This window comes from Actinophytocola sp. (assembly GCF_036002505.1).
Classification (GTDB): Bacteria; Actinomycetota; Actinomycetes; order Mycobacteriales; family Pseudonocardiaceae; genus DASYTH01.
In genome coordinates this window covers 15,583-34,981 of record NZ_DASYTH010000078.1, presented here as the reverse complement: position 1 = coordinate 34,981, position 19,399 = coordinate 15,583, and the positions used below count along the sequence as shown (strand labels likewise).

At 71.7% G+C, this 19,399-nt stretch carries 22 protein-coding genes; 9 read left to right on the top strand and 13 right to left on the bottom strand.

Translation table 11 applies throughout. The features are described 5' to 3' along the window. Nucleotides 1-254: 254 nt before the first annotated feature. From VGR06_RS05945 to VGR06_RS05930, 4 genes are read right to left on the bottom strand one after another with little or no spacing between them, the layout of a single operon-like run. Nucleotides 255-1,547 (bottom strand): ATP-binding protein, encoded by a 1,293-nt coding sequence (locus tag VGR06_RS05945; RefSeq protein ID WP_327557942.1) that lies wholly within the window; start codon nt 1,545-1,547, stop codon nt 255-257. 4 nt (nt 1,548-1,551) lie between these two features. After that, nucleotides 1,552-2,226 carry a response regulator transcription factor gene (locus tag VGR06_RS05940; RefSeq protein WP_327557941.1) on the bottom strand — a complete coding sequence of 225 codons (675 nt, stop codon included), beginning with the start codon at nt 2,224-2,226 and terminating at the stop codon, nt 1,552-1,554. Nucleotides 2,227-2,249: 23 nt separating this feature from the next. Further along, the gene (locus tag VGR06_RS05935) at nt 2,250-2,423 is read right to left on the bottom strand and encodes a DUF397 domain-containing protein (protein ID WP_327557940.1); all 174 of its coding nucleotides are present in this window, start codon (nt 2,421-2,423) and stop codon (nt 2,250-2,252) included. Further along, nucleotides 2,420-3,277, bottom strand: coding sequence for a helix-turn-helix transcriptional regulator (locus VGR06_RS05930; RefSeq protein ID WP_327557939.1), 858 nt, complete (start codon nt 3,275-3,277; stop codon nt 2,420-2,422). Before VGR06_RS05930 ends, VGR06_RS05935 begins: the two co-directional genes overlap by 4 nt. A gap of 93 nt (nt 3,278-3,370) precedes the next feature. Here VGR06_RS05930 and VGR06_RS05925 point away from each other — a divergent pair, with 93 nt between their 5' ends. Together VGR06_RS05925 and hisN are read left to right on the top strand one after the other, a co-directional pair. Next, nucleotides 3,371-3,583, top strand: coding sequence for a hypothetical protein (locus VGR06_RS05925; protein WP_327557938.1), 213 nt, complete (start codon nt 3,371-3,373; stop codon nt 3,581-3,583). Beyond that, entirely contained in the window at nt 3,532-4,359 is an 828-nt protein-coding gene (gene hisN / locus VGR06_RS05920; protein WP_414637162.1) for a histidinol-phosphatase, read from the top strand. The genes VGR06_RS05925 and hisN overlap by 52 nt, the downstream gene beginning before the upstream one ends. Here hisN and VGR06_RS05915 read toward each other — a convergent pair. From VGR06_RS05915 to VGR06_RS05880, 8 genes are all read right to left on the bottom strand, one after another. Beyond that, nucleotides 4,342-4,545 carry a hypothetical protein gene (locus tag VGR06_RS05915; protein WP_327557936.1) on the bottom strand — a complete coding sequence of 68 codons (204 nt, stop codon included), beginning with the start codon at nt 4,543-4,545 and terminating at the stop codon, nt 4,342-4,344. The two genes, hisN and VGR06_RS05915, sit on opposite strands and share 18 nt — an antisense overlap. 12 nt (nt 4,546-4,557) lie before the next feature. Beyond that, entirely contained in the window at nt 4,558-4,842 is a 285-nt protein-coding gene (locus VGR06_RS05910) for a hypothetical protein (RefSeq protein WP_327557935.1), read from the bottom strand. Next, entirely contained in the window at nt 4,839-7,280 is a 2,442-nt protein-coding gene (locus tag VGR06_RS05905) for a glycohydrolase toxin TNT-related protein (RefSeq protein WP_327557934.1), read from the bottom strand. Before VGR06_RS05905 ends, VGR06_RS05910 begins: the two co-directional genes overlap by 4 nt. Nucleotides 7,281-7,289: 9 nt before the next feature. Next, nucleotides 7,290-7,610, bottom strand: coding sequence for a hypothetical protein (locus VGR06_RS05900; RefSeq protein ID WP_327557933.1), 321 nt, complete (start codon nt 7,608-7,610; stop codon nt 7,290-7,292). After that, on the bottom strand, nt 7,607-8,053 hold the full coding sequence (locus tag VGR06_RS05895; RefSeq protein WP_414637161.1) for a YbaB/EbfC family nucleoid-associated protein: 447 nt from the start codon (nt 8,051-8,053) through the stop codon (nt 7,607-7,609). Before VGR06_RS05895 ends, VGR06_RS05900 begins: the two co-directional genes overlap by 4 nt. Nucleotides 8,054-8,153: 100 nt before the next feature. Continuing rightward, nucleotides 8,154-9,086 carry a hydroxymethylglutaryl-CoA lyase gene (locus VGR06_RS05890; protein ID WP_327557931.1) on the bottom strand — a complete coding sequence of 311 codons (933 nt, stop codon included), beginning with the start codon at nt 9,084-9,086 and terminating at the stop codon, nt 8,154-8,156. Between the two features lie 2 nt (nt 9,087-9,088). Next, on the bottom strand, nt 9,089-9,649 hold the full coding sequence (locus VGR06_RS05885) for a PH domain-containing protein (RefSeq protein WP_327557930.1): 561 nt from the start codon (nt 9,647-9,649) through the stop codon (nt 9,089-9,091). A gap of 150 nt (nt 9,650-9,799) precedes the next feature. Continuing rightward, entirely contained in the window at nt 9,800-10,618 is an 819-nt protein-coding gene (locus VGR06_RS05880; protein WP_414637160.1) for a biotin--[acetyl-CoA-carboxylase] ligase, read from the bottom strand. Between the two features lie 233 nt (nt 10,619-10,851). On the opposite strand from VGR06_RS05880, the gene VGR06_RS05875 reads away from it, so the two are divergent. From VGR06_RS05875 to VGR06_RS05860, 4 genes are read left to right on the top strand one after another with little or no spacing between them, the layout of a single operon-like run. Next, nucleotides 10,852-12,498: an acyl-CoA carboxylase subunit beta gene (locus tag VGR06_RS05875; RefSeq protein WP_327557929.1), complete on the top strand. Its 1,647-nt coding sequence runs from the start codon at nt 10,852-10,854 to the stop codon at nt 12,496-12,498. Nucleotides 12,499-12,505: 7 nt separating this feature from the next. After that, nucleotides 12,506-12,721 (top strand): acyl-CoA carboxylase epsilon subunit, encoded by a 216-nt coding sequence (locus VGR06_RS05870; protein ID WP_327557928.1) that lies wholly within the window; start codon nt 12,506-12,508, stop codon nt 12,719-12,721. Beyond that, complete coding sequence (locus VGR06_RS05865) at nt 12,694-14,466, top strand: MFS transporter (protein WP_327557927.1); 1,773 nt, start codon at nt 12,694-12,696, stop codon at nt 14,464-14,466. Before VGR06_RS05870 ends, VGR06_RS05865 begins: the two co-directional genes overlap by 28 nt. A 21-nt stretch (nt 14,467-14,487) precedes the next feature. Then, the gene (locus tag VGR06_RS05860; protein WP_327557926.1) at nt 14,488-15,096 is read left to right on the top strand and encodes a Maf family protein; all 609 of its coding nucleotides are present in this window, start codon (nt 14,488-14,490) and stop codon (nt 15,094-15,096) included. A gap of 51 nt (nt 15,097-15,147) precedes the next feature. Here VGR06_RS05860 and VGR06_RS05855 read toward each other — a convergent pair whose 3' ends face one another. After that, nucleotides 15,148-15,828 carry a hypothetical protein gene (locus tag VGR06_RS05855; RefSeq protein WP_327557925.1) on the bottom strand — a complete coding sequence of 227 codons (681 nt, stop codon included), beginning with the start codon at nt 15,826-15,828 and terminating at the stop codon, nt 15,148-15,150. 124 nt (nt 15,829-15,952) lie between these two features. Here VGR06_RS05855 and VGR06_RS05850 point away from each other — a divergent pair, with 124 nt between their 5' ends. From VGR06_RS05850 to VGR06_RS05840, 3 genes are all read left to right on the top strand, one after another. Continuing rightward, nucleotides 15,953-17,722, top strand: a complete 1,770-nt coding sequence (locus VGR06_RS05850; protein ID WP_327557924.1) for an acetyl/propionyl/methylcrotonyl-CoA carboxylase subunit alpha — start codon at nt 15,953-15,955, stop codon at nt 17,720-17,722. Nucleotides 17,723-17,750: 28 nt separating this feature from the next. Continuing rightward, nucleotides 17,751-18,242: a DUF1707 SHOCT-like domain-containing protein gene (locus VGR06_RS05845; RefSeq protein WP_327557923.1), complete on the top strand. Its 492-nt coding sequence runs from the start codon at nt 17,751-17,753 to the stop codon at nt 18,240-18,242. A 100-nt stretch (nt 18,243-18,342) separates the two neighbouring features. Continuing rightward, the gene (locus tag VGR06_RS05840; RefSeq protein WP_327557922.1) at nt 18,343-19,395 is read left to right on the top strand and encodes a YncE family protein; all 1,053 of its coding nucleotides are present in this window, start codon (nt 18,343-18,345) and stop codon (nt 19,393-19,395) included. Nucleotides 19,396-19,399 lie beyond the last annotated feature (4 nt).

Below are 19,399 nucleotides of genomic sequence, written 5' to 3'. Positions count from 1 at the left end.
ACCAACGAGGCTCCCCGCTCCAACTGATGATCTTCGACAATCACCAGTCCTAGCGCGGAGCCTCGTTGCCCGTCAGCTCACCACGCCGATCACCCACCAACCGTGATCAACACTCACCCCGGCTTAAAGTCCCTGGCATTGGCGTTGAGTGTCCTGAAGGTGGCCTTCGCTCCACCGGGCGGTGTCACACGAGCACCTGTGGTCACAACGGCATCGGGGAGATCACGGGAGATCACGACGTGGCGGCTGGACTACTAGCGGGGGGCGCGCTCAGTGGGCCAGCGGACGCCGCGGACGTCGGCGGCCCGGGGGACGGGGAGGAAGAGGGTGAAGGTCGGGGGGCGGGCGGTGGAGAGTTCCAGGCGGCCGCCGTCGGAGTCGATGAGGGCGCGGGCTAGGGCTAGGCCGAGGCCCGTCGAGCCGGAGCCGGAGACGCCGCGTTCGAAGATGTGGGCGGCTAGTTCGTCGGGGACGCCGCCGCCGGAGTCGGACACCTCGATGACGACGGTTTCGGTGTTGAGGGCGCCGTCGCCGCTGCGGGCGGATAGCGACACCGTGCCGGCGCCGTGGCGGAGGGCGTTGTCGAGGAGGACGCCGACGGCTTCGCGGAGGCGGGCGGGGGAGACTTTGGCGAGGAGGCCTTGGGGGACCTTGACTTTGAGGGAGCGGCCGGCGGCGCGGAGGGGTGGGCGCCATTCGTCGGCGATGGTGACGAGCTCCCGGCCGAGGTCGACCGGTTCGGCGCCGGCGGCTCGGGCTTCACGGGTGGCGGCGAGCATGTCGTCGAGGACGTCGGCGAGGCGTTCGGCCTGTTCGAGGGCGGCTTGGGCTTCGGCGGCGGCTTCTTCGTCGCCGATCGCGACGAGGGTTTCGAGGCGCAGTTGCAGGGCGGTGAGGCGGCTGCGGAGTTGGTGGGAGACGTCGCCGACGAGCTCGCGTTCGCGTTGGACGAGCTGGGCGAGGGCGGTGGCGGAGGTGTCGAGGGCTTCGGCGACGGAGTCGAGCTCGGCGACGTCGTAGCGGGTGCGGTCGAGGCGGAAGTCGCCGGCGCCGAGGCGGGAGGCGCGGTCGGCGACGTGCCGGAGTGGGCGGGCCAGGCGGCGGGCGGTGACCATCGCGACGAGGGTGCCGATGCCGACGGTGCCGATCACGACGAGTGCTACCAGGGCGGCGACCTGGGCTTGGCGGGTGTGCATGGGGCCGGCGTCGACGGAGAGGCGGACGCGGCCCTGGTGCACGATCGGCACCTCCTCGGTGACGGTGTCGCCGGGGAGGTCGGGGCCGAGCGTGCGTTCCTCGCCGGCGGCGAGCTCGACCACGAGGCGGCCGCCGGTCGGGACCGCGAGCTGGACGTCGGACAGGTCCACGGGCTGGCCACTGGCGATCGTGTCGTCCAGGGTGGCCGCGATCTGCTGGGCACGGGCCGCCAGGTCCTCCCTGGTCAGGCTCTCCACCACCTGGAAGGAGGCGTAGCCGAGGGGGATCCCGAGGGCGCACGCGGTGACCGCGACGGCCAGCAGGATCGCCAGGAGGATGCGTCGGCGCACGGGTTCAGTCCGTGTTGAACCGGAAGCCGACCCCCCGCACGGTCGCGATGCGCTGCTCACTGGACCGGGCGCCGTCCTCACCGAGCTTGCGGCGCAGCCAGGACATGTGCATGTCCAGCGTCTTGCTGGTCTTGAGCTCCGGGCCGTTCCACACCTCGGTGAGGATCTCGTCCCGGGTGACCACCTGCCCGGCGCGCTGGATCAGCACCCGGAGCAGTTCGAACTCCTTGTTGGCCAGGGTGATCTCCTGGCCGTCCAGGGTGACCAGGCGCGCGGCGAGATCCATCCGCACGCCGTTCACCTCGATCGTGCCGGGTGCCCGGCGGCGCAGCAGCGCGCGGATCCGGGCCAGCAGCTCGGCCAGCCGGAACGGTTTGGCCACGTAGTCGTCGGCCCCCGCGTCCAGGCCCACCACGAAGTCGACCTCGTCGGCCCGCGCGGTCAGCATCAGCACCGGGATCGACCGGCCCGCGGCCCGGAGTCTCCTACACACGTCCAGCCCGTCGATGCCGGGCAGCCCGAGGTCGAGCACCAGCAGGTCGACCGCCCCCGAGTTGGCCGCCTCCAGCGCCCCGTGCCCGTCCCCGACGACCTGCACCTCGTAGCCCTCGCGATGCAGCGCGCGTGACAGCGGCTCGGCGATCGCCGTGTCGTCCTCGGCCAGCAGCACCACGCTCACGCGCTAAGGGTAGGCCCAACCTGTCAGTTCCGTGTCTGGCGGAACACCGCCCAACCAGCGACGGGGAAGATCAGCACAGGCCCGCCGGTGTTCTTCGAGTCCCGCACCGCCACAGCGTCGGGCGCCAACGAGACCTCGACACAGTTGGCCTGGTTCGCGTTGCTGCGGCTGCTCTTGCGCCACTTCGGGCCGTTCATGCCATGCTCCTCAACTTGCCTGCGATCTCGGCAATCAGCCGCAGCGAATCCTCAGCCGACAGGGCTACGGTCCGAAGCCGCTTCCAGGCAAGCCTAGCTCTGTTGATGTGCTCCTCCTCTTCCAGGAACGTGCTGCCGGACCTGGTCTCCTCGTAACACAGAGTTGGTTGGGTGGGAAATTCCAAGATCAGCAGTGGGCCTTGTGTGACCAGGGCGGCCTCCACATCAAAAGGCACCACCTGAAGCGTGACGGTCCGGCGAGCCGCGACGGCCAGAAGATGCTGAAGCTGGCCGTACATCATCACCGGATCGCCCATGGTCCGGCGCAGCACCATCTCCTCGAGCACCAGGTTCAGCTGGAGTGCATTAGATCGGCCAAGCGCGATTTGGCGTCGCAGTCGGGCCTCGACAAGCGAGCTCGATTCGGGTTCGGACAAATCTTGATTACCATGTTGGATGAGCGTTCTGATGTAGTCAGTGGTTTGGACCAGGCCGGAGATCAGCAGCGGCTCGTAGCTGTAGATGGCGCTGGCTTCGCGTTCGAAGGCGACGAGTTCCTTCCAGTTGCTGGGGAGCTTGCCGTGGATCTCGTGCCAGTTCTTGGCTTCGCCGTCGCGCACCAGTTCGACGAGTTGCTGGCGGAGCTTGCCAGGCGCGCGGAGGAATCCCAGCACCGCCGCCACATCGTCGGCGTAGAGGCCGCGTTCGCCTGTTTCCATGCGACTGATTTTGCTCTCCGAACAGTCCAACGCCAGCGCCACGTCTTTGCAGCTCAGGCCGCGTTCTTCGCGGAGGGCACGAAGCTCCCTGGACACCCGCCGCTGGCGGACCGAAATACCTTTGCGTTTGGCCATGCCATACGATTACGCCTTGCCACCATGGCAAGGAAAGCTCAGTCACCCGAATGGGACTTGCCCGACCGTATGGCCGAGAGAAACAGTATGGCCGTGGAGCGAACCTGGAGACTGCCCGGAGCTTATGCCACATGGACGGTCACATTGACAACCACACCGGCAGAGGGCGCAATCGAACCGTTCAATGACGACTGGCCGGCGGACACGCTGGATCGGGTCGGCGAGCAGTTCATCGACGCGGCCAACCTCCTCGAATGCCAGCGGCTGCTGGAGGAGCACAGCAGGCGTGGCACCATCGTCGGGTGAGTGACGACCTGATCTTCGCGCTGAGCCTGGCGGACGTGGCCGACGAGATCACCCGGGCGCGGTTCCTGGCGCGGGACCTGGTGGTGGCGCGCAAGCCGGACCGGACGCCGGTGACCGACGCGGACACCGCCGTCGAGGACGCGGTGCGGGAGCGGCTGGCGGCCGGGCGGGCCGGCGACGACGTCGTGGGTGAGGAGCGGGGCGGGACCATTCCGGCGGCCGGGCGGGCCTGGGTGCTGGATCCGATCGACGGGACGAAGAACTTCCTGCGCGGGGTGCCGGCATGGGCGACGCTGATCGCGCTGGTGGTCGACAGGCGGCCGGTGGTGGGGGTGGTGAGCGCACCGGCGTTGGGCCGCCGGTGGTGGGCGGCTGCCGGGGAGGGTGCCTGGACGTCCTATCCGGACGGTGCGCGGCGGCGCATGACGGTGTCCGGCGTGCGGGACCTGGGGGACGCGTACCTGTCCACGACGGATCTCAACTCGTGGGTGACGTACCACTCGCGGGAGCGGTACCTGGACCTGGTCAACGCGTGCTGGGAGTCGCGGGCGTTCGGCGACTTCTGGCAGCACTGCCTGGTCGCCGAGGGCGCGCTGGACATCGCCGTGGAGCCGATCGTCAACGCCTGGGACGTGGCGGCGGTGCAGGTGCTGATCGAGGAGGCCGGCGGCGCCTTCACCGACCTGTCCGGCGAGGCCCGCATCGACGGCGGCTCGGCGCTGTCCTCCAACGGGCACGTGCACGCGGCCGCGCTGGAGCTACTCGCCCGGGCCTGACCCGTCGGTGATGCTCCAGCGGCCGACCTCCTGGTAGGCCGAGTCGGAGACGGCCGCGCCGTCGCCGGCCTTCAGCTCGTAGTAGTGGAGGTTTCCGGCCCAGTACCGAAGGATTCGGCCCAGTTCCTTGACGACGTCCGCGTCGGGCGCCAGCTCGTCGAGGTCGACTTCCAGAACGAACTTCATGCCCCGATCTTGTCAGCCGGCCGGTGCCGGGATCACACCCACCGCCCCGCGGACGACCTGGGCCCAGGTGAGCCGGCCGAACAGGTAGTGGCAGGCGACCTGCTCGCTGTCGAAGCGCGCCCAGTCGTAGCGATTTCCCTGCTCCCGCCAGAAAACCTCCCAGCCGAAGGTGCCGTCCTCGGCCGGTACCTCGTCCCGGACGAGGCACCAGGCGTTGTCCGACTCGGCCCCGATGGAGATCACCTCGGCCGGAACACCGACCGCGGCCAGCCATTCCACAATGGACTCCGCGTTCATTCGGCGCCTCCGGTGATGTCCGACAGGTAGCCCAGGGCCAGCAGCTCGGCGGCCGAGTACGTGGTGCGGTACCGCTCGCCGCCGCCCGACTGGCCGAACCAGGCGGCGGACACGCTGCGCCAGGCCGGTACCGGGCGGGTGACGCGGTACCGGTGGTAGCCGGCCCCGAGGTACCCGTGCGGCAGCGAGCGGCGGGCGAACTCCGTGCCGTCCAAGGAGAACACCCGTCCGTCGGGCGCGCCGAACCGGTCGATCACGGTGCCCTCGGCCAGCATCTCCGGCTCGCCCGGCGCGCTCCCGCCCTCGGGGTGGATCTCGCCCGGCGGCCACGCGTACTCCTGGCCCTCGCTGGTGATGCCCTGCGCGGTGACGCTGCCGAGCCGCACCAGGTACCGGCGGTCCCAGTCGCGCTCGTGCTGGCCGCCCAACGGATCGTGGCCCTCGGCGAGCACCGCCACCCGCGGGTCGTCGGCCGGCAGCCCGGGTTGCGGCTCGAGCGGCGGAACCCCGGCGCGCAGCTCGTCGAGCCGCCACCAGCTCTCCACCCGGTGGTGCTCGGGATGATCACTGGGCCCGAACCGCAGGCCCGGCGCGTAGTCCACCTCGGCCGGTGGCGGCGGAAGCTGCCGGGCCGGCCGCTCGGACCGCACCGGCATGTGGCCCATCGGGAACATGTGCACCCAGAACAGCACGTCGGGCGTGTCCTGCGGGTCCGTGGGTCCGCCGGGCTGACCAGGAGCGGACGTCTGGGTCGCCGATGGAGGTATGGCCATGGCCACCGCACCACGGCTCTGGCTGGTAGGCCCCGCGCCGCCCGCGCGGTCGGCGGTGCGCGGCTGGTCGGGGGCCGAACCCGTTGCGGCGCCGGCTCCGCGCGCGCCATCGGCCGGGCGCGGCTGGTCCGTGGTCGGGACGGGTGCGCCGCCACCAGAGGCCGCGCCACGGGGCTGGTTGGCAGCCGGAGGTGGAGCGGCGCCACCGGCCGGAGCGCCCGGCGCGGCACCACCGGCGCGGGGTTCGCCAGGGGTTGGCGCGGCGGTACCGGGCGGACCGCCCGGTACCGCTCCCCCGGCACGGGGCTGATTGGGGGACATCGGCGCGCCGCCGCCGACCGGAGCACCCGGTGTGGCACCACCGATCGGGGCTCCTGGCACCGCTCCGCCGCGAAGCGGGCCGGCCGGTACCGGCGCCGCGCCACCGAGTGGGACGCCCGGCACCGCTCCGCCGGCACGGGGGGCCGGGGCCACCGGAATGGGGCCGGCGCCTCCGCCGGGTGACGGGATGCCGAGTGCGGGACCGCCACCTGCCGGTGGCGCGCCGAGTCCGGGGAGCTGGCCGCCCGGGGTCGCGGATCCGCCGCCGGGCAGCGGGCCACCGCCGGGCAGCGGCCCGCCCGGCGCCTGGACCGGGTTGACGTGGGCGGGGGCCAACGGGTCGAGGACGCCGGCTCCGAGGCCGGCTTGCACCGTCTGACCGGGGCCCAACGGCACCCCGGTTGGCGGGGTGGGCAGGTCGACATGAACCGGCCCGCCGTGGCCGAAGCTGGAGCCGGCGTCACTGGGCGGGATCCGGACCGGACCGGTGATCTCCGGGTTGCCGACCACCGGAAATCCAGAGCCGTGACCGCCGGGTGCCACCTGTCCGGGCGGGCCGACGACGCGTTGCGCCGTGTCGCCCACGTAACCCGTGGTGTCGGCGGCCACCTGCGGCATGGCGTGGACGGTGTTGCTCAGGACGTTCGTCGTCCCCTGCAGCACGCTGCCGGCCGGACCCGGCGAACCCTGGGTCGGGCCGCCGACCACGCCCTGCACCAGGTTGCCGGCCGCGCCGGTCGCGGTCTGGGGGATGTCGTTCGCCATGGCGGCCACCGACTCGAAAATGCCCCGGTGCTGGCCGGGGTTGGGGTTGACCAGGTTCTGGGTGTTGGACACGTCGACGCCGGTGGCGGGTTGAACGGCGCGCTCGAGGGTGTTGGTGATGTGCTGGACGTTGGCGGCGGTGCCGCGGATGGCGGTGTCCAGGCCGAGCAGGGCGTTCGGGTGGCCGGAGGCGGCCGCGCCGTGTGCGGCGTCGGAGTTCTTGGCCAGGTTGACCAGGTTCCGGACGATCTCGAGCTTGGCGGCGCCGACCTGGTTGGCCGCGTGGTCGAGGCGGTCGGCGGCGTGGTGGCAGCCGCGCGCGGTGGCGGTGAGGTGGCCGTGATCGGGATGCACGAATCCGGACCAGTGCCGGCGGGCGGCGTCGCCGGTATCGCCGTGGACGGCGCCCAGCGCACCCCCGGCGGTGCGGTCGGCGTCGCGGGTCAGCGTGGTGAGCTTGGTGCCGGCGTCCCGCCAGGCCTGCGCGGACTGGCGCATCTTGTCCTCGTCGGCCTCTGGCCAACGCACGCCGGCCTGTGCGGCCACACTGGCAAGCTCCGGTGGCAGCTGGATTCCCATGGCGAACCCCTAGGCGTCGGCCGCGTTGATCTGCTGGGCGCCGGCCGCGTCCTGCTCGCGGTAGGCCGTCGCGGTCTCGCTGAACCGGGTGCCGACCGAACCCAGTTGATCCGGCAACGAGCCGAGCCCGTCGAGGGTTACGCCGGACGGCTCGGCGTGCGCGGCGGCGAAGCTCCGGCCCACGCCGTCCGTGCCCCAGCACGCGCCCAGCTCGGTGAGCGTGCCGGACAGCTCGCGGTGGATCGCGCCGGCCCGCTCGGCCAGAGCCGGGAACTCGCCGGCCTGCGCGGTGAGGCGGTCGACGTCGGCGCTGAAACCCTGGCCGGTCATCGCCGCTGCCCTCCGCTGTCGAGCCAGGTCGCCCGGTTCTCGAAGCTGTCGTCCATCACCACTGGGGCCGGCGGGACGAGCTCGGCCGGCGTGAGGTCGGCGGTGCCGCGGAGCAACGCCTCCGGGTCGGTGTCCGCCGGGAGCACCGGCGCGACCAGGTCGTTCGCCACCCGGGCCGCCTTGGCCGCGGCCGCGGCGGTGGCGTCGACGATCAGCTCGGCCAGCCGTTCCGGCCGGTAGTTGCGGTACGCCACGTCGGAGAACTCCAGGTCGACCAGCACCCCGTCCGGACCGACGGTGGCCTTCACCAGGCCGTCCGGGCTGGTCGCGGACTCGCGTACGGCGGCGAGCTTCTGGTGTACGGAGGCAAGCTGGTCGCGGCTGCGCCGGTAATCGGCAAGCAATTCCTCGACTTGGGCCTGGTGGTCAGAACTCAAGGCCACCTCCGCTTGCTACTTGGGCGCCGGCAGGAGTTGGACGTTGTCCCGCCGGAGTCGGTTCCACCACCTTCGGGTGATGTTAAGCGCCGCAACGTGACCCCGCTCAGCCTCGCAGCGCCCGGACCACGCGGGAGGGGCTGGGCCGGCCGAGCTTTCCGGCGAGCCACGCGCTGGTGTCGGCGAGCGCGTCCAGGTCGACGCCGGTTCGCACGCCGAGGCCGTCCAGCAGCCAGACCAGGTCCTCGGTGGCCAGGTTGCCGGTGGCCGACTCGGCGTACGGGCAGCCACCCAGGCCACCCGCCGAGGAGTCCACAGTGGACACTCCGAGCCGGAGCGCGGCCAGGGTGTTGCTCAGCGCCTGACCGTAGGTGTCGTGGAAATGCACGGCAAGGGGCTCTACGGAAGGGAAGGCGCCGAGCAGGGACTCGACCTGACCGGCCGTGGCCACACCGATGGTGTCACCGAGGGAGAGCTGCGAGCAGCCCATGTCGAGCAGCCGGGTGCCGACGGCGACGACCTGCGCCGGGTCGACCGCGCCCTCCCACGGGTCGCCGAAGCACATCGACACGTAGCCGCGGACGTCCAGCCCCTCGGCCCGGGCCCGGGTCACCACCGGGTCGAACATGGCGAACTGCTCGTCCAGCGTGCGGTTGAGGTTGCGGTTGGCGAACGTCTCGGTGGCGCTGGCGAAGATCGCGATGTGCCGTACGCCGGCGGCCAGCGCGCGGTCCAGCCCGCGCTCGTTGGGCACCAGCACCGGGTAGCGCACGCCGTCCCGGAACCGAAGCCCGGCAAGGAGTTCCTCGGCGTCGGCGAGCTGCGGCACCCATTTCGGGTGCACGAAGCTGGTCGCCTCGATCGTGGTCAGGCCGGCGCCGGCGAGCCGGTCGAGGAACTCCAGCTTCACCTCGACGGGAATCACGGCCTGCTCGTTCTGCAGCCCGTCGCGCGGCCCGACCTCCCAGATCGTGACGCGCTCCGGCAGGCCGCCGGGCGAGGACACCCGGACCGGCAGCCCCAGCTCCCGGACGGGCAAAGCTAACCGCGCCGGTTGTCCTGCTGCGGGTACGACTGGGTCGGCTGCGGGGCGCGCTTGTGGTAGTCGTCCAGCGGGTTGTCGTTCACCTCGCGGTAGATGAACGAGTGGATCTGCTCGACCTTGGGGATGTCATCGAACTCGAGCGGCTCCTGGGAGGACGACTCGATGATCAGCGTGCCGCAGCCGAAGATCCGGTCGGTGAGGCCCTGCTTGAACCGGACGCTGCTGATCCGGGACATCGGGATGTCGATGCTGGACCGGTTGATCACGCCCTCGCGCGCCATCACCCGGTCCGTGGTGATCACGAAGTGCGTGGTGCGCCAGCGGACGAACGGCACCAGGAACAGCCACACGATCGAGGTGAGCGCCACGACCCCGATGGCGATCAGCCCAATGGAGTTCCACGGCGAGGTGGCGTCCTTGGCCAGGAGGGCGAGCCAGATGCCGAGGCCCAGCGTGACGATCAGCGCCAGATACGGCAGCAGCAGCATCTTCCAGTGCGAGTGCTTGTGCGCGACGACCTGCTCGCCTTCGCTCATCAGGTCCTCTGGATAGGCCACGGTGTTCCTCCCGACTAGCGGCACCGTCGTGTTGTCGCGGTAACCGTACCGGCGCTGCCCTGCACCGGTACCGCGGACTCGGCAACTCGGCCCCGACGGGCAGTGCGATGAAGGGGGCCTTCCTCACCTCCGGCGTGAGGAAGGCCCCCTTCATCGCAGGTGCACCACGTCGCCCGCGGACACCGCGGTCTCCGTCCCGTCCGCACCGGTGATCACCAGTTCGCCACCCGCCTCCAGCCCGGTCGCCACCCCGTGCAGGTCCGAGCCGTCCGCCAGCTCGACCACCACCTCGCGGCCGAGCGTCGCGCAGGCCTCCCGGTACGCGCCGAGCAGCCCGGACGCGTCGAGGTCCCCGGCCGACGCCCGCCAGGCCGACTCGAGCGTGGCGAACGCGATGAGCAGCACGCCGGCGATCTCCGTCCGGTCGGTGACCGCCGCCCCGGCCTCGGCGAGCGACGTCGCGGCCAGCCCACCCGGCCCGGCCGGCACCTCGACCGGCAGCGGGTCCACGTTCAGCCCGATCCCCACCACCACACCGGATCCGCCGGCCACCGCCTCGGACAGCACCCCCGCGCACTTGGCGTCACCGATCAGCAGGTCGTTGGGCCACTTCAGCACGGCCTCCACCCCGGCCGCCTCCCGCACGGCGCGGACCAGGGCCAGCCCGGCGACCACCGCCAGCGAGCCCAGCCGCGCCGCCGGCACCCCGTCGGGGCGCAGCAGCACGCTGAGGTACACGCCCGCGGCCGGCGGCGAGACCCATTCCCGCGAGCGCCGCCCCCGCCCCGCCGTCTGCCGCTCGGCGATCAGCACGGTCCGGTCGGCGGCCCCGCCCGCCGCGGCCGCGATCAGGTCGGCGTTGGTCGATCCCGTGCTCGATACCACGTCCAGCGCCGCGAACGGCCCGAACGGCGCCACCAGGGCCTTCTGCAGCTCCTCGGCCCGCAAGGGCCGATCTTCGCTCGACACAGGGCAACACCGTAGCCGGACTCCAGCGAGACGGTGAACACTCCTCCGGCCGGGCGGGAGGCGTTCCCGATTACGCTGCCTGGTCATGAGCTTGCGAATGCCTCGGCGAGGGAGTTGGCCTACCGCGACGAGGGTAGGCCGAGGAACGAGGTCTGCCCGAGGAGCGGTCCGGTGACCCACCACCCGAGGCGACCGACGACCATGGCCAACATTCCCGAGTTGGAGAACACGGCATGAGCAGTGCGACGCAGCCGGTCGGGTCGCCGCCCGAGCACAGCGATCGAACGCCGGACATCCACACGACGGCCGGCAAGCTGGCCGACCTCTACCACCGCAACGACGAGGCGGTGCACGCCGGCTCGGCGCGGGCCGTCGAGCGCCAGCACACCCGGGGCAAGAAGACCGCGCGCGAGCGGATCGACATGCTGCTCGACCCCGGCTCGTTCATCGAGCTGGACGAGCTGGCCCGGCACCGGTCCACCAACTTCGGGCAGGAGAAGAACCGTCCGTACGGCGACGGCGTGGTGACCGGCTACGGCACCATCGACGGCCGCCCGGTGTGCGTGTTCAGCCAGGACGTCACCGTGTTCGGCGGCTCGCTGGGCGAGGTCTACGGCGAAAAGATCGTCAAGGTGATGGACCTGGCGATGAAGACCGGCCGCCCGATCATCGGCATCAACGAGGGCGGCGGCGCGCGGATCCAGGAGGGCGTGGTCTCGCTCGGCCTCTACGGCGAGATCTTCTTCCGCAACACCCGGGCCTCCGGCGTGGTCCCGCAGATCTCGCTGATCATGGGCGCGAACGCCGGCGGGCACGTGTACTCGCCCGCGCTCACCGACTTCGTGATCATGGTCGACAAGACCTCGCAGATGTTCATCACCGGCCCGGACGTGATCAAGACGGTGACCGGCGAGGACGTCGGCTTCGAGGAGCTGGGCGGCGCGCGCACGCACAACACCAAGTCGGGCAACGCGCACTACCTGGCCGTCGACGAGGAGGACGCGGTCTCCTACGTCAAGGAGCTGCTGTCCTTCCTGCCGTCCAACAACATGTCCGACCCGCCGGTGTTCGAGGGGTTCGAGGAGACCGGTCCGGTCGCCGAGACCGTGCACGCCGCCGACCTCGAGCTGGACACGCTGATCCCGAACTCGCCGCACCAGCCGTACGACATGCACGAGGTGATCACCCGGGTGATCGACGACGGCGAGTTCCTCGAGGTGCACCCGCTCTACGCGCCGAACATCCTGGTCGGCTTCGGCCGGGTGGAGGGGCACAGCGTCGGGATCGTGGCCAACCAGCCCACCCAGTTCGCCGGCTGCCTGGACATCCACGCCAGCGAGAAGGCCGCCCGGTTCGTGCGCACCTGCGACGCGTTCAACATCCCGGTGCTCACCTTCGTCGACGTGCCGGGGTTCCTGCCGGGCACCGACCAGGAGTGGAACGGGATCATCCGGCGCGGCGCCAAGCTGATCTACGCCTACGCCGAGGCCACCGTCCCGAAGGTCACCGTGATCACCCGCAAGGCCTACGGCGGCGCCTACGACGTGATGGGCTCCAAGCACCTGGGCGCGGACATGAACGTGGCCTGGCCGACCGCGCAGATCGCCGTGATGGGTGCGCAGGGAGCGACGAACATCGTGCACCGCAAGACACTGGCCCAGGCCGCGGAGAACGGCCAGGATGTCGAGGGCCTGCGCGCGGACCTGCAGCAGGAGTACGAGGACACCCTGTGCAACCCCTACATGGCGGCCGAACGCGGCTACGTGGACTCGGTGATCCCGCCTTCGTACACCCGCGGCTACGTGGCCCGGGCGCTTAGGCTGTTGCGCGACAAGCGGGAGACCCTGCCGCCCAAGAAGCACGGCAACATCCCGCTGTAGGAGGAACATGCCTGAGGAGCAGCCGGTACTGAGCGTGGTCCGGGGTACGCCGGACGACGTTGAGCTGGCCGCGCTGGCCGCGGTGGTGAGCGCCGTCGCGGCGGCCCGGGCGCGGGCCGGCGCACCGGCGCACCGGCCGCACTGGTCGCGGCCCCGGGCCTTGCTGCGCACGGGGATCAGCCACGGACCGGGGGCATGGCACGCGTCCGGCCTGCCGGGCTGACCCGTCCGGACGGAGCGGCCGAGCCACGCTCCGTCCGGAATCCATGGCTGGCGTTCGGCGCGCTCTGCGCCTGCTTCTTCATGATCATGCTGGACTCGACGATCGTCACCGTGACGATCCCGGCCATGCTGACCGGGTTGGGCGCCAACCTCAACGAGATCATCTGGGTGAACAGCGTCTACCTGCTGGCCAACACGGTTCCGCTGCTGCTCACCGGGCGGCTCGGGGACCGGTTCGGGCCGAAGCGGGTGCTGCTGGCCGGGCTGGTGATCTTCACCGGCGCCTCGCTGTGGTGCGGGCTGGCGTCCTCGCCCGGGATGCTGGTCGCGGCGCGGGCCGTGCAGGGGTTGGGCGCGGCGGCCATGACCCCGCAGACGCTGGCGTTCATCAGCCGGCTGTTCGCGCCGGCCGCGCGCCGCACGCCGATCACGGTGTGGGGCGCGGTGGCCGGCGTCGCGATCATCACCGGGCCGGTGCTCGGCGGCGTGCTGGTGCAGCGGCTGAGCTGGCGCTGGATCTTCCTGCTGAACGTGCCGATCGGGGTGGCCAGCCTGGTGATCGCGGTGCTGCTGCTGCCGAGTTGTGCGGGCTCACCGGCGCCGAGGTGGGCCCGAGGAACTGGGGTCTGGGGGCTTGCCCCCAGTGGAACACGGCCTGCCCGAGAAGTCGGTCCGTACCAAGTCGCCCACAGCGGCGGGGAAACGGGGCCTGAGCCCGCACATTGGATTCAACACTGGCAGCCTGGGCAGCGGCCGCGGTTCGACGTGGTCGGCGCCGGGCTCGCCTCGCTCGGCCTGCTGGTGCTGGTGTTCGGGGTGCAGAACGGGCAGCACTACCACTGGGGCGCGGTGTTCGGCCCGGTCGGCGTGCTGCACCTGATCGTCGCCGGCCTCGTACTGCTGGCCGCCTTCGTGCTCTGGCAACGCCGAACGTCGGCGGAAACCCTGGTGCCGCCGGCCCTGTTCGGCGATGGCGCGTTCGCCTCGGCCAACCTCACGCATGCCGCGCTGGGCTTCGCCACCACCGGCATGTTCCTGCCGCTGGTGATCTACCTGCAGACCGTGCTGGGCCTCTCAGCGTTGGAGTGCAGCCTGCTCACCGCACCGATGGCGGTCGCGGCCGCCCTCGCCGCGGCGCTCGCCGGCCGGGCCTGGAACCGCTTGGCGGCACGGCATTTCGTGCTGGCCGGCCTCAGCACGCTGGCCGCCGGCACGGTGGTGCTCGCCTGGCAGGCCGAGCCGGGCACCGCGCCGGGTGTGCTGATCCCCGGGCTGATCGTGGCCGGGGCCGGCATCGGCTGCGTGTACTCGCCGCTGACCAACGCGGCCATGTCCGCCGTGCCCGGGCCGCTGGTCGGCGCCGCGTCCGGGGTGTTCAACACCGCGCGGCAGGTCGGCGGGGTGCTGGGCAGCGCGGCCAGCGGGGTGCTGCTCCAGGTGGGCATCGCGGTGTCCGTGCCGGACGCCGCCCGGGACTACGCGCAGCGCCTGCCGATCCAGTTCCGCGAGCAGTTCGTCGACGGGATCACCCGCGCGGCCAACACCGCGAGCCAGTTCTCCGGCACCGGCCCGCGCCTACCGTCCGACCTCTCACCCAACGTCGCCGAGTTCGTCCGCCAGGTCGCGCTGGACGCCTTCCACCTCGGCTTCACCAACGCCGCCAAGGCAACCCTGGTCCTCCCGGTCGTGGTGCTGATCCTCGGCATGATCAGTGCGGCCGGCGTGCGGGACCGGTCGCCCGGCTAGACCCGACTAGGCTCGGTGCCCGTGCGCCTGGTCCTTGCCTCCGCCTCCCCCGCTCGGCTCGCCGTGCTGCGCGCGGCCGGGGTGGACCCGGTCGTCCGGGTGTCCGGTGTGGACGAAGATGCGGTCGCCGCCGCCCTGTCCGACCCGTCAACCGAGGAGCTCGTCATGGCGCTCGCCGAGGCCAAGGCCCGGGCGGTGCTGCCAGCCGTGGACCCCGGCTCGGTGGTCGTCGGCTGCGACTCGATGCTGCTGTTCGACGGCGAGCTGGCGGGCAAGCCGGGCACCGTGGAGGCCGCCGGCAAGCGCTGGGCCGCGATCGCCGGCGGCACCGGCGAGCTGCTCACCGGCCATGCCGTGGTGCGGACGGACACCGGCGCGTCGGCGAGTGGGACCGAGCGCACCACCGTCCGGTTCGGCCAGCCCAGCGAGGCCGAGCTGGCCGCCTACCTGGCCTCCGGCGAACCGCTCAACGTGGCCGGTGGCTTCACCATCGACGGCCTGGGCGGCTGGTTCGTCGACGGCATCGACGGCGACCCGTCCAGCGTGATCGGCATCAGCCTGCCGCTCACCCGGCGCCTGCTCGCCGCGGTCGGGGTGACTGTCACTGATTTGTGGTCCGGGGTGCGGTGAATGCGTCCTTTGTCGCACTGGGCGTGAGGAACGACGCATTCATCGCACTCCTCACCGGCACGGGGTGAGCTGCGCCTTGGTCAGCGGCACACCGGGTGCCCCGGGCAGCTTGTCCAGCTTCGGGTAGTTCCGCGTGCAGCCGAGCACCTGCCCGGTCAGCGCGAAGACCTGGGCGAAGACCGGGCGGCTCGCGCAGTCCACCGCGGTGGGACAGTCGTGCTGGGCGGCGAGGATCTCCGGGACCACGTCGCCGTCGAGGTTGATGAGGGCGAGGTAGCCGGCGTTGGAGACGTAACGCTGCTCCAGCGCGCTCCAGCTGTCCGAGCGGCCGACGACGACCTGGCCGGCGATGCCGCCGTCGTGCCGGCCGCGGATCAGGCAGGCGGCCGGGCCGCCGGGCAGGCACTGCAGGGAGTCCGCGGCCAGTGTCACGCCCATCTCGGTGATGGTTGCCTCGATCACCGAGCCGGAGTTCGGGCCGCCGACCCGCAGCCGGCCGGAGGTTCCGCCGGCGTCGGCCACCAATTCGACCACCGTGCCGCCGACCGTCGCCCGGCCCAGCACCTGGCAGGGCTCCCGCAGGCACCCGGACGGCCCCACCCCGCTGGACGCCGGCGGCTTGCCGCTGGTCACGGGCGCGGCGGCGGGATGCGTCGCGCGCCAGCGCAGCACCGCGGCGCCGCCCAGCGCCCCGGCCGCGACCAGCACGGAGAGCACGATGGCGACAATCACCGCCCGCGGCTTGCCACCAGCCACATCGACCCTCTTGCCTGCGTGAGTTTGCTCTCGATCCTGCACCAATCGGCAGTCCGTAGACTCCGTCGGAGGTGTTGCCGGTCGGCCCAAGGAGGAAGGCGTGACCTCGCTGCGCAAGGTACTCGTCGCGAACCGCGGAGAGATCGCCGTTCGGGTGATCCGCGCCTGCCGGGACGCCGGCATCGGCAGCGTCGCCGTCTATGCCGACCCCGACCGGGACGCGGTGTTCGTCCGGCTGGCCGACGAGGCGTTCGCCCTCGCCGGGTCCACCGCGGCGGAAAGCTACCTGTCGATCGAGAAGCTGATCGGCGTGGCCACCCGGGCCGGGGCCGACGCCGTGCACCCCGGCTACGGCTTCCTGGCCGAGAACGCCGAGTTCGCCCAGGCGGTGATCGACGCCGGGCTGACCTGGATCGGACCGGACCCGCAGGCCATCCGCGACCTCGGCGACAAAGTCACCGCGCGGCACATCGCCACCCGGGCCGGCGCTCCGCTGGTGCCCGGCACGAAGGACCCGGTGTCCGGGCCGGACGAGATCGTCGCGTTCGCCCGCGAGCACGGGCTGCCGGTGGCGATCAAGGCGGCGTTCGGCGGCGGCGGGCGCGGGCTGAAGGTGGCCCGGACCCTCGAGGAGATCCCCGAGTTGTTCGACTCCGCGGTGCGCGAGGCGGTGTCCGCGTTCGGCCGCGGCGAGTGTTTCGTGGAGCGCTACCTGGACCGGCCGCGGCACGTCGAGGCGCAGGTGCTGGCCGACAAGCACGGCAACGTGATCGTGGTCGGCACCCGGGACTGCTCGCTGCAGCGCCGGCACCAGAAGCTGGTGGAGGAGGCGCCCGCGCCGTTCCTGTCGGACGAGCAGCGCGTCGCGATCCACAGCTCCGCCAAGGCGATCTGCCGCGAGGCCGGCTACTCCGGCGCCGGCACCGTGGAGTACCTGGTCGGCCAGGACGGCACGATCTCCTTCCTCGAGGTGAACACCCGGCTGCAGGTGGAGCACCCGGTGTCGGAGGAGACCACCGGGATCGACCTGGTGCTCGAGCAGTTCCGGATCGCCGCCGGGGAGCCGCTGCGGTCGACCGAGGATCCGGTGCCGCGCGGGCACTCCATCGAGTTCCGGATCAACGGCGAGGATCCCGGCCGCAACTTCCTGCCGGCCCCGGGCACCGTGACCCGGGTGGTCTTCCCGTCCGGGCCGGGGGTTCGGGTGGACGCCGGTGTCGAGTCCGGCGACGTCATCGGCGGCCAGTTCGACTCGTTGCTGGCCAAGGTGATCGTCACCTGCGCGACCCGGGAGGCGGCGCTGGCCCGGTCCCGGCGCGCCCTGGAGGAGATGGTCGTCGAGGGCATGGCCACCGTGCTCCCGTTCCACCGGGCGATCGTGAGTGACCCGGCGTTCATCGGTGACGGCGCCGGGTTCTCGGTGCACACGCGGTGGATCGAGACCGAGTTCGACAACACGATCCCGGCGTTCGCCGGCGGCGCCGAGGCTCCCGAGGAGGAGGCGCGGCAGAGCGTCGTGGTCGAGGTCGACGGCCGCCGGCTGGAGGTCTCGCTGCCCGCCTCGCTCACCGCGGTCGCCGCCGCGCCGGCCGAGCCCGTCGCCGGCCGGGCCGCACCCCGCAAGCGCAGCGGCGGCCGGGCGGTCGGCGCGTCCGGCGATGCGGTCACCGCGCCCATGCAGGGCACCATCGTCAAGATCGCGGTCGAGGACGGCCAGCAGGTCGAAGCCGGCGAGCTGGTCGTGGTACTCGAGGCGATGAAGATGGAGAACCCGGTCACCGCGCACAAGTCCGGCACCGTCACGGGTCTGGCCGTCAGTCCCGGCGAGACCGTGTCCCAGGGCAACGTGCTCTGCGAGATCAAGGACTGAGCGGCTCACCCGCAAGTAGGATTCGGGTGTGAACACCGAGCCGTCGGACCTGCGGATCAGCGACAGCGAGCGCGAGGATGCCATCAGCAAGCTCGGCGAGCACATGAGCGTCGGGCGGCTGGGCGTGGACGAGTACGGCGAGCGCACCGCCAAGGTTGCCGCCGCGAAGACCCGTGGGGAGTTGCTGGCGCTGTTCGCCGACCTCCCCGACCCGCGGCCGAGCTTCGGGCCGGCCGTCGCCGCGCCCCGCGCCCGGCCGGCCGCCGCGCCCAAGCCGAACCAGCCGGTGAAGTGGGACGACCGGCCGGCGATCCAGCGGGTGTGGGGCGCACTGGTGCCGCTGTCCGCGATCCTGGCGCTGGTGCTGTTCCTCAACTTCGGCCACGTCTGGTATTTCTTCCTGATCCCGGCCGTGCTGGCCATTGTCGGTGGCGCCATCTGGGGCGAGGACTGGAAACACGACCGGCATCGCCAGCGCCACCGTGGTTGGCACGACCGCCGCCTCGAACGCGGCGACTGATACCTAAGAAAGCGCAAACCCTCAGGCAGATTCGGCCATTTCCGCGCCCGGCGCACGGGCCGTAGCATCGCGCTGCATCCGTTGCCGGGAGGGGGCTTTCATGAGGATCAGGGCGCGCGCGGTGGCGGGTTTGACGGCACTGGGGATTCTGGCCGGCGGTGTTCCGGCCGCGGCGGCGCCGGCGACGCACGGGTATATTTTTGACGCCACAAACCGGGCGGTGATCGGCTTCGATCCGGCGACGAACACGATCACCGAACGAATTCCCCTCGGTTTCCAGGCGGACCTGCGGGTGCGGCCGGACGGTCGGGAGCTCTACGCAGCCAACATCTCCGCCAACAGCGGGGTCACGGTGATCTCGACCGCGTCGAACACGGTCGTCGCGACGATCGCGGTCACCGCGCCGCGGGGGCTGGTGTTCGCGCCGGACAGCCGGCGCGCGTACCTGATCAGCGACCGCTCCCTCGCCGTGATCGACACCGGCACCCGGCGGGTGGTCAGGACGATCGCGATCCCCGGCTTCCCGTACGCGCCGGCGGTGTCGCCGGACGGGTCGCGGGTCTACGTCGGGTTCGACCCGTCGTCCGGCACCGGCCGGCAGGTGGCCGTGATCAGCACCGCGACCGGCACGCTCACCCGGACCATCCCGCTCGTCGACGGGCGCGCGGCCAGCCACCTGAGGTTTTCACCGAACGGCCGGCTCGCCCTGGTCAACACCGGCGACGTGATCGACACCACGACCGGGACGGTGGTCCGGAGCATCCCCGGGGTCAGCGGCGTGGACCTGGTGTTCACCCCGGACGGAGCGCGCGTCTACCTCGCCGAGTTCTGCGCACCGAGATCCGTCGGCTCGGTCCGGGTCCTCGACCTGGCGTCCGGTCAGGTCACGACGATCTTCACCGGCGGGAACCCGAACACCGTGGCGCCGGCGCCCGACTTCACCCGCCTCTACGTGTCGCTGGCCTCCGGCGGGGACGTCGTCGTGTTCGACACCGCCAGCAACGGAGTCGTGGACAACTTCGGCGTGGCGAGCCCCGCCGGCGGCGCCCCGCTGCTCAGCCGGGTGCTGCTCTCCGCGACCGCGCCGCCGGTGTCCGGGCCCGGGCAGCGGTTCGGTCCGGTGGCCGATGCCCGCAACCTCTGCAACATCTAACTGT

Coding starts and splice junctions, on each gene's coding strand:
- VGR06_RS05935 (WP_327557940.1), bottom strand. CDS start 2,423: ATGAACGGCCCGAAGTGGCGCAAGAGCAGCCGCAGCAACGCGAACCAG.
- VGR06_RS05930 (WP_327557939.1), bottom strand. CDS start 3,277: ATGGCCAAACGCAAAGGTATTTCGGTCCGCCAGCGGCGGGTGTCCAGG.
- hisN (WP_414637162.1), top strand. CDS start 3,532: ATGCCAGCGGCTGCTGGAGGAGCACAGCAGGCGTGGCACCATCGTCGG.
- VGR06_RS05915 (WP_327557936.1), bottom strand. CDS start 4,545: ATGAAGTTCGTTCTGGAAGTCGACCTCGACGAGCTGGCGCCCGACGCG.
- VGR06_RS05910 (WP_327557935.1), bottom strand. CDS start 4,842: ATGAACGCGGAGTCCATTGTGGAATGGCTGGCCGCGGTCGGTGTTCCG.
- VGR06_RS05905 (WP_327557934.1), bottom strand. CDS start 7,280: ATGGGAATCCAGCTGCCACCGGAGCTTGCCAGTGTGGCCGCACAGGCC.
- VGR06_RS05900 (WP_327557933.1), bottom strand. CDS start 7,610: ATGACCGGCCAGGGTTTCAGCGCCGACGTCGACCGCCTCACCGCGCAG.
- VGR06_RS05875 (WP_327557929.1), top strand. CDS start 10,852: ATGAGCAGTGCGACGCAGCCGGTCGGGTCGCCGCCCGAGCACAGCGAT.
- VGR06_RS05870 (WP_327557928.1), top strand. CDS start 12,506: ATGCCTGAGGAGCAGCCGGTACTGAGCGTGGTCCGGGGTACGCCGGAC.
- VGR06_RS05865 (WP_327557927.1), top strand. CDS start 12,694: ATGGCACGCGTCCGGCCTGCCGGGCTGACCCGTCCGGACGGAGCGGCC.
- VGR06_RS05840 (WP_327557922.1), top strand. CDS start 18,343: ATGAGGATCAGGGCGCGCGCGGTGGCGGGTTTGACGGCACTGGGGATT.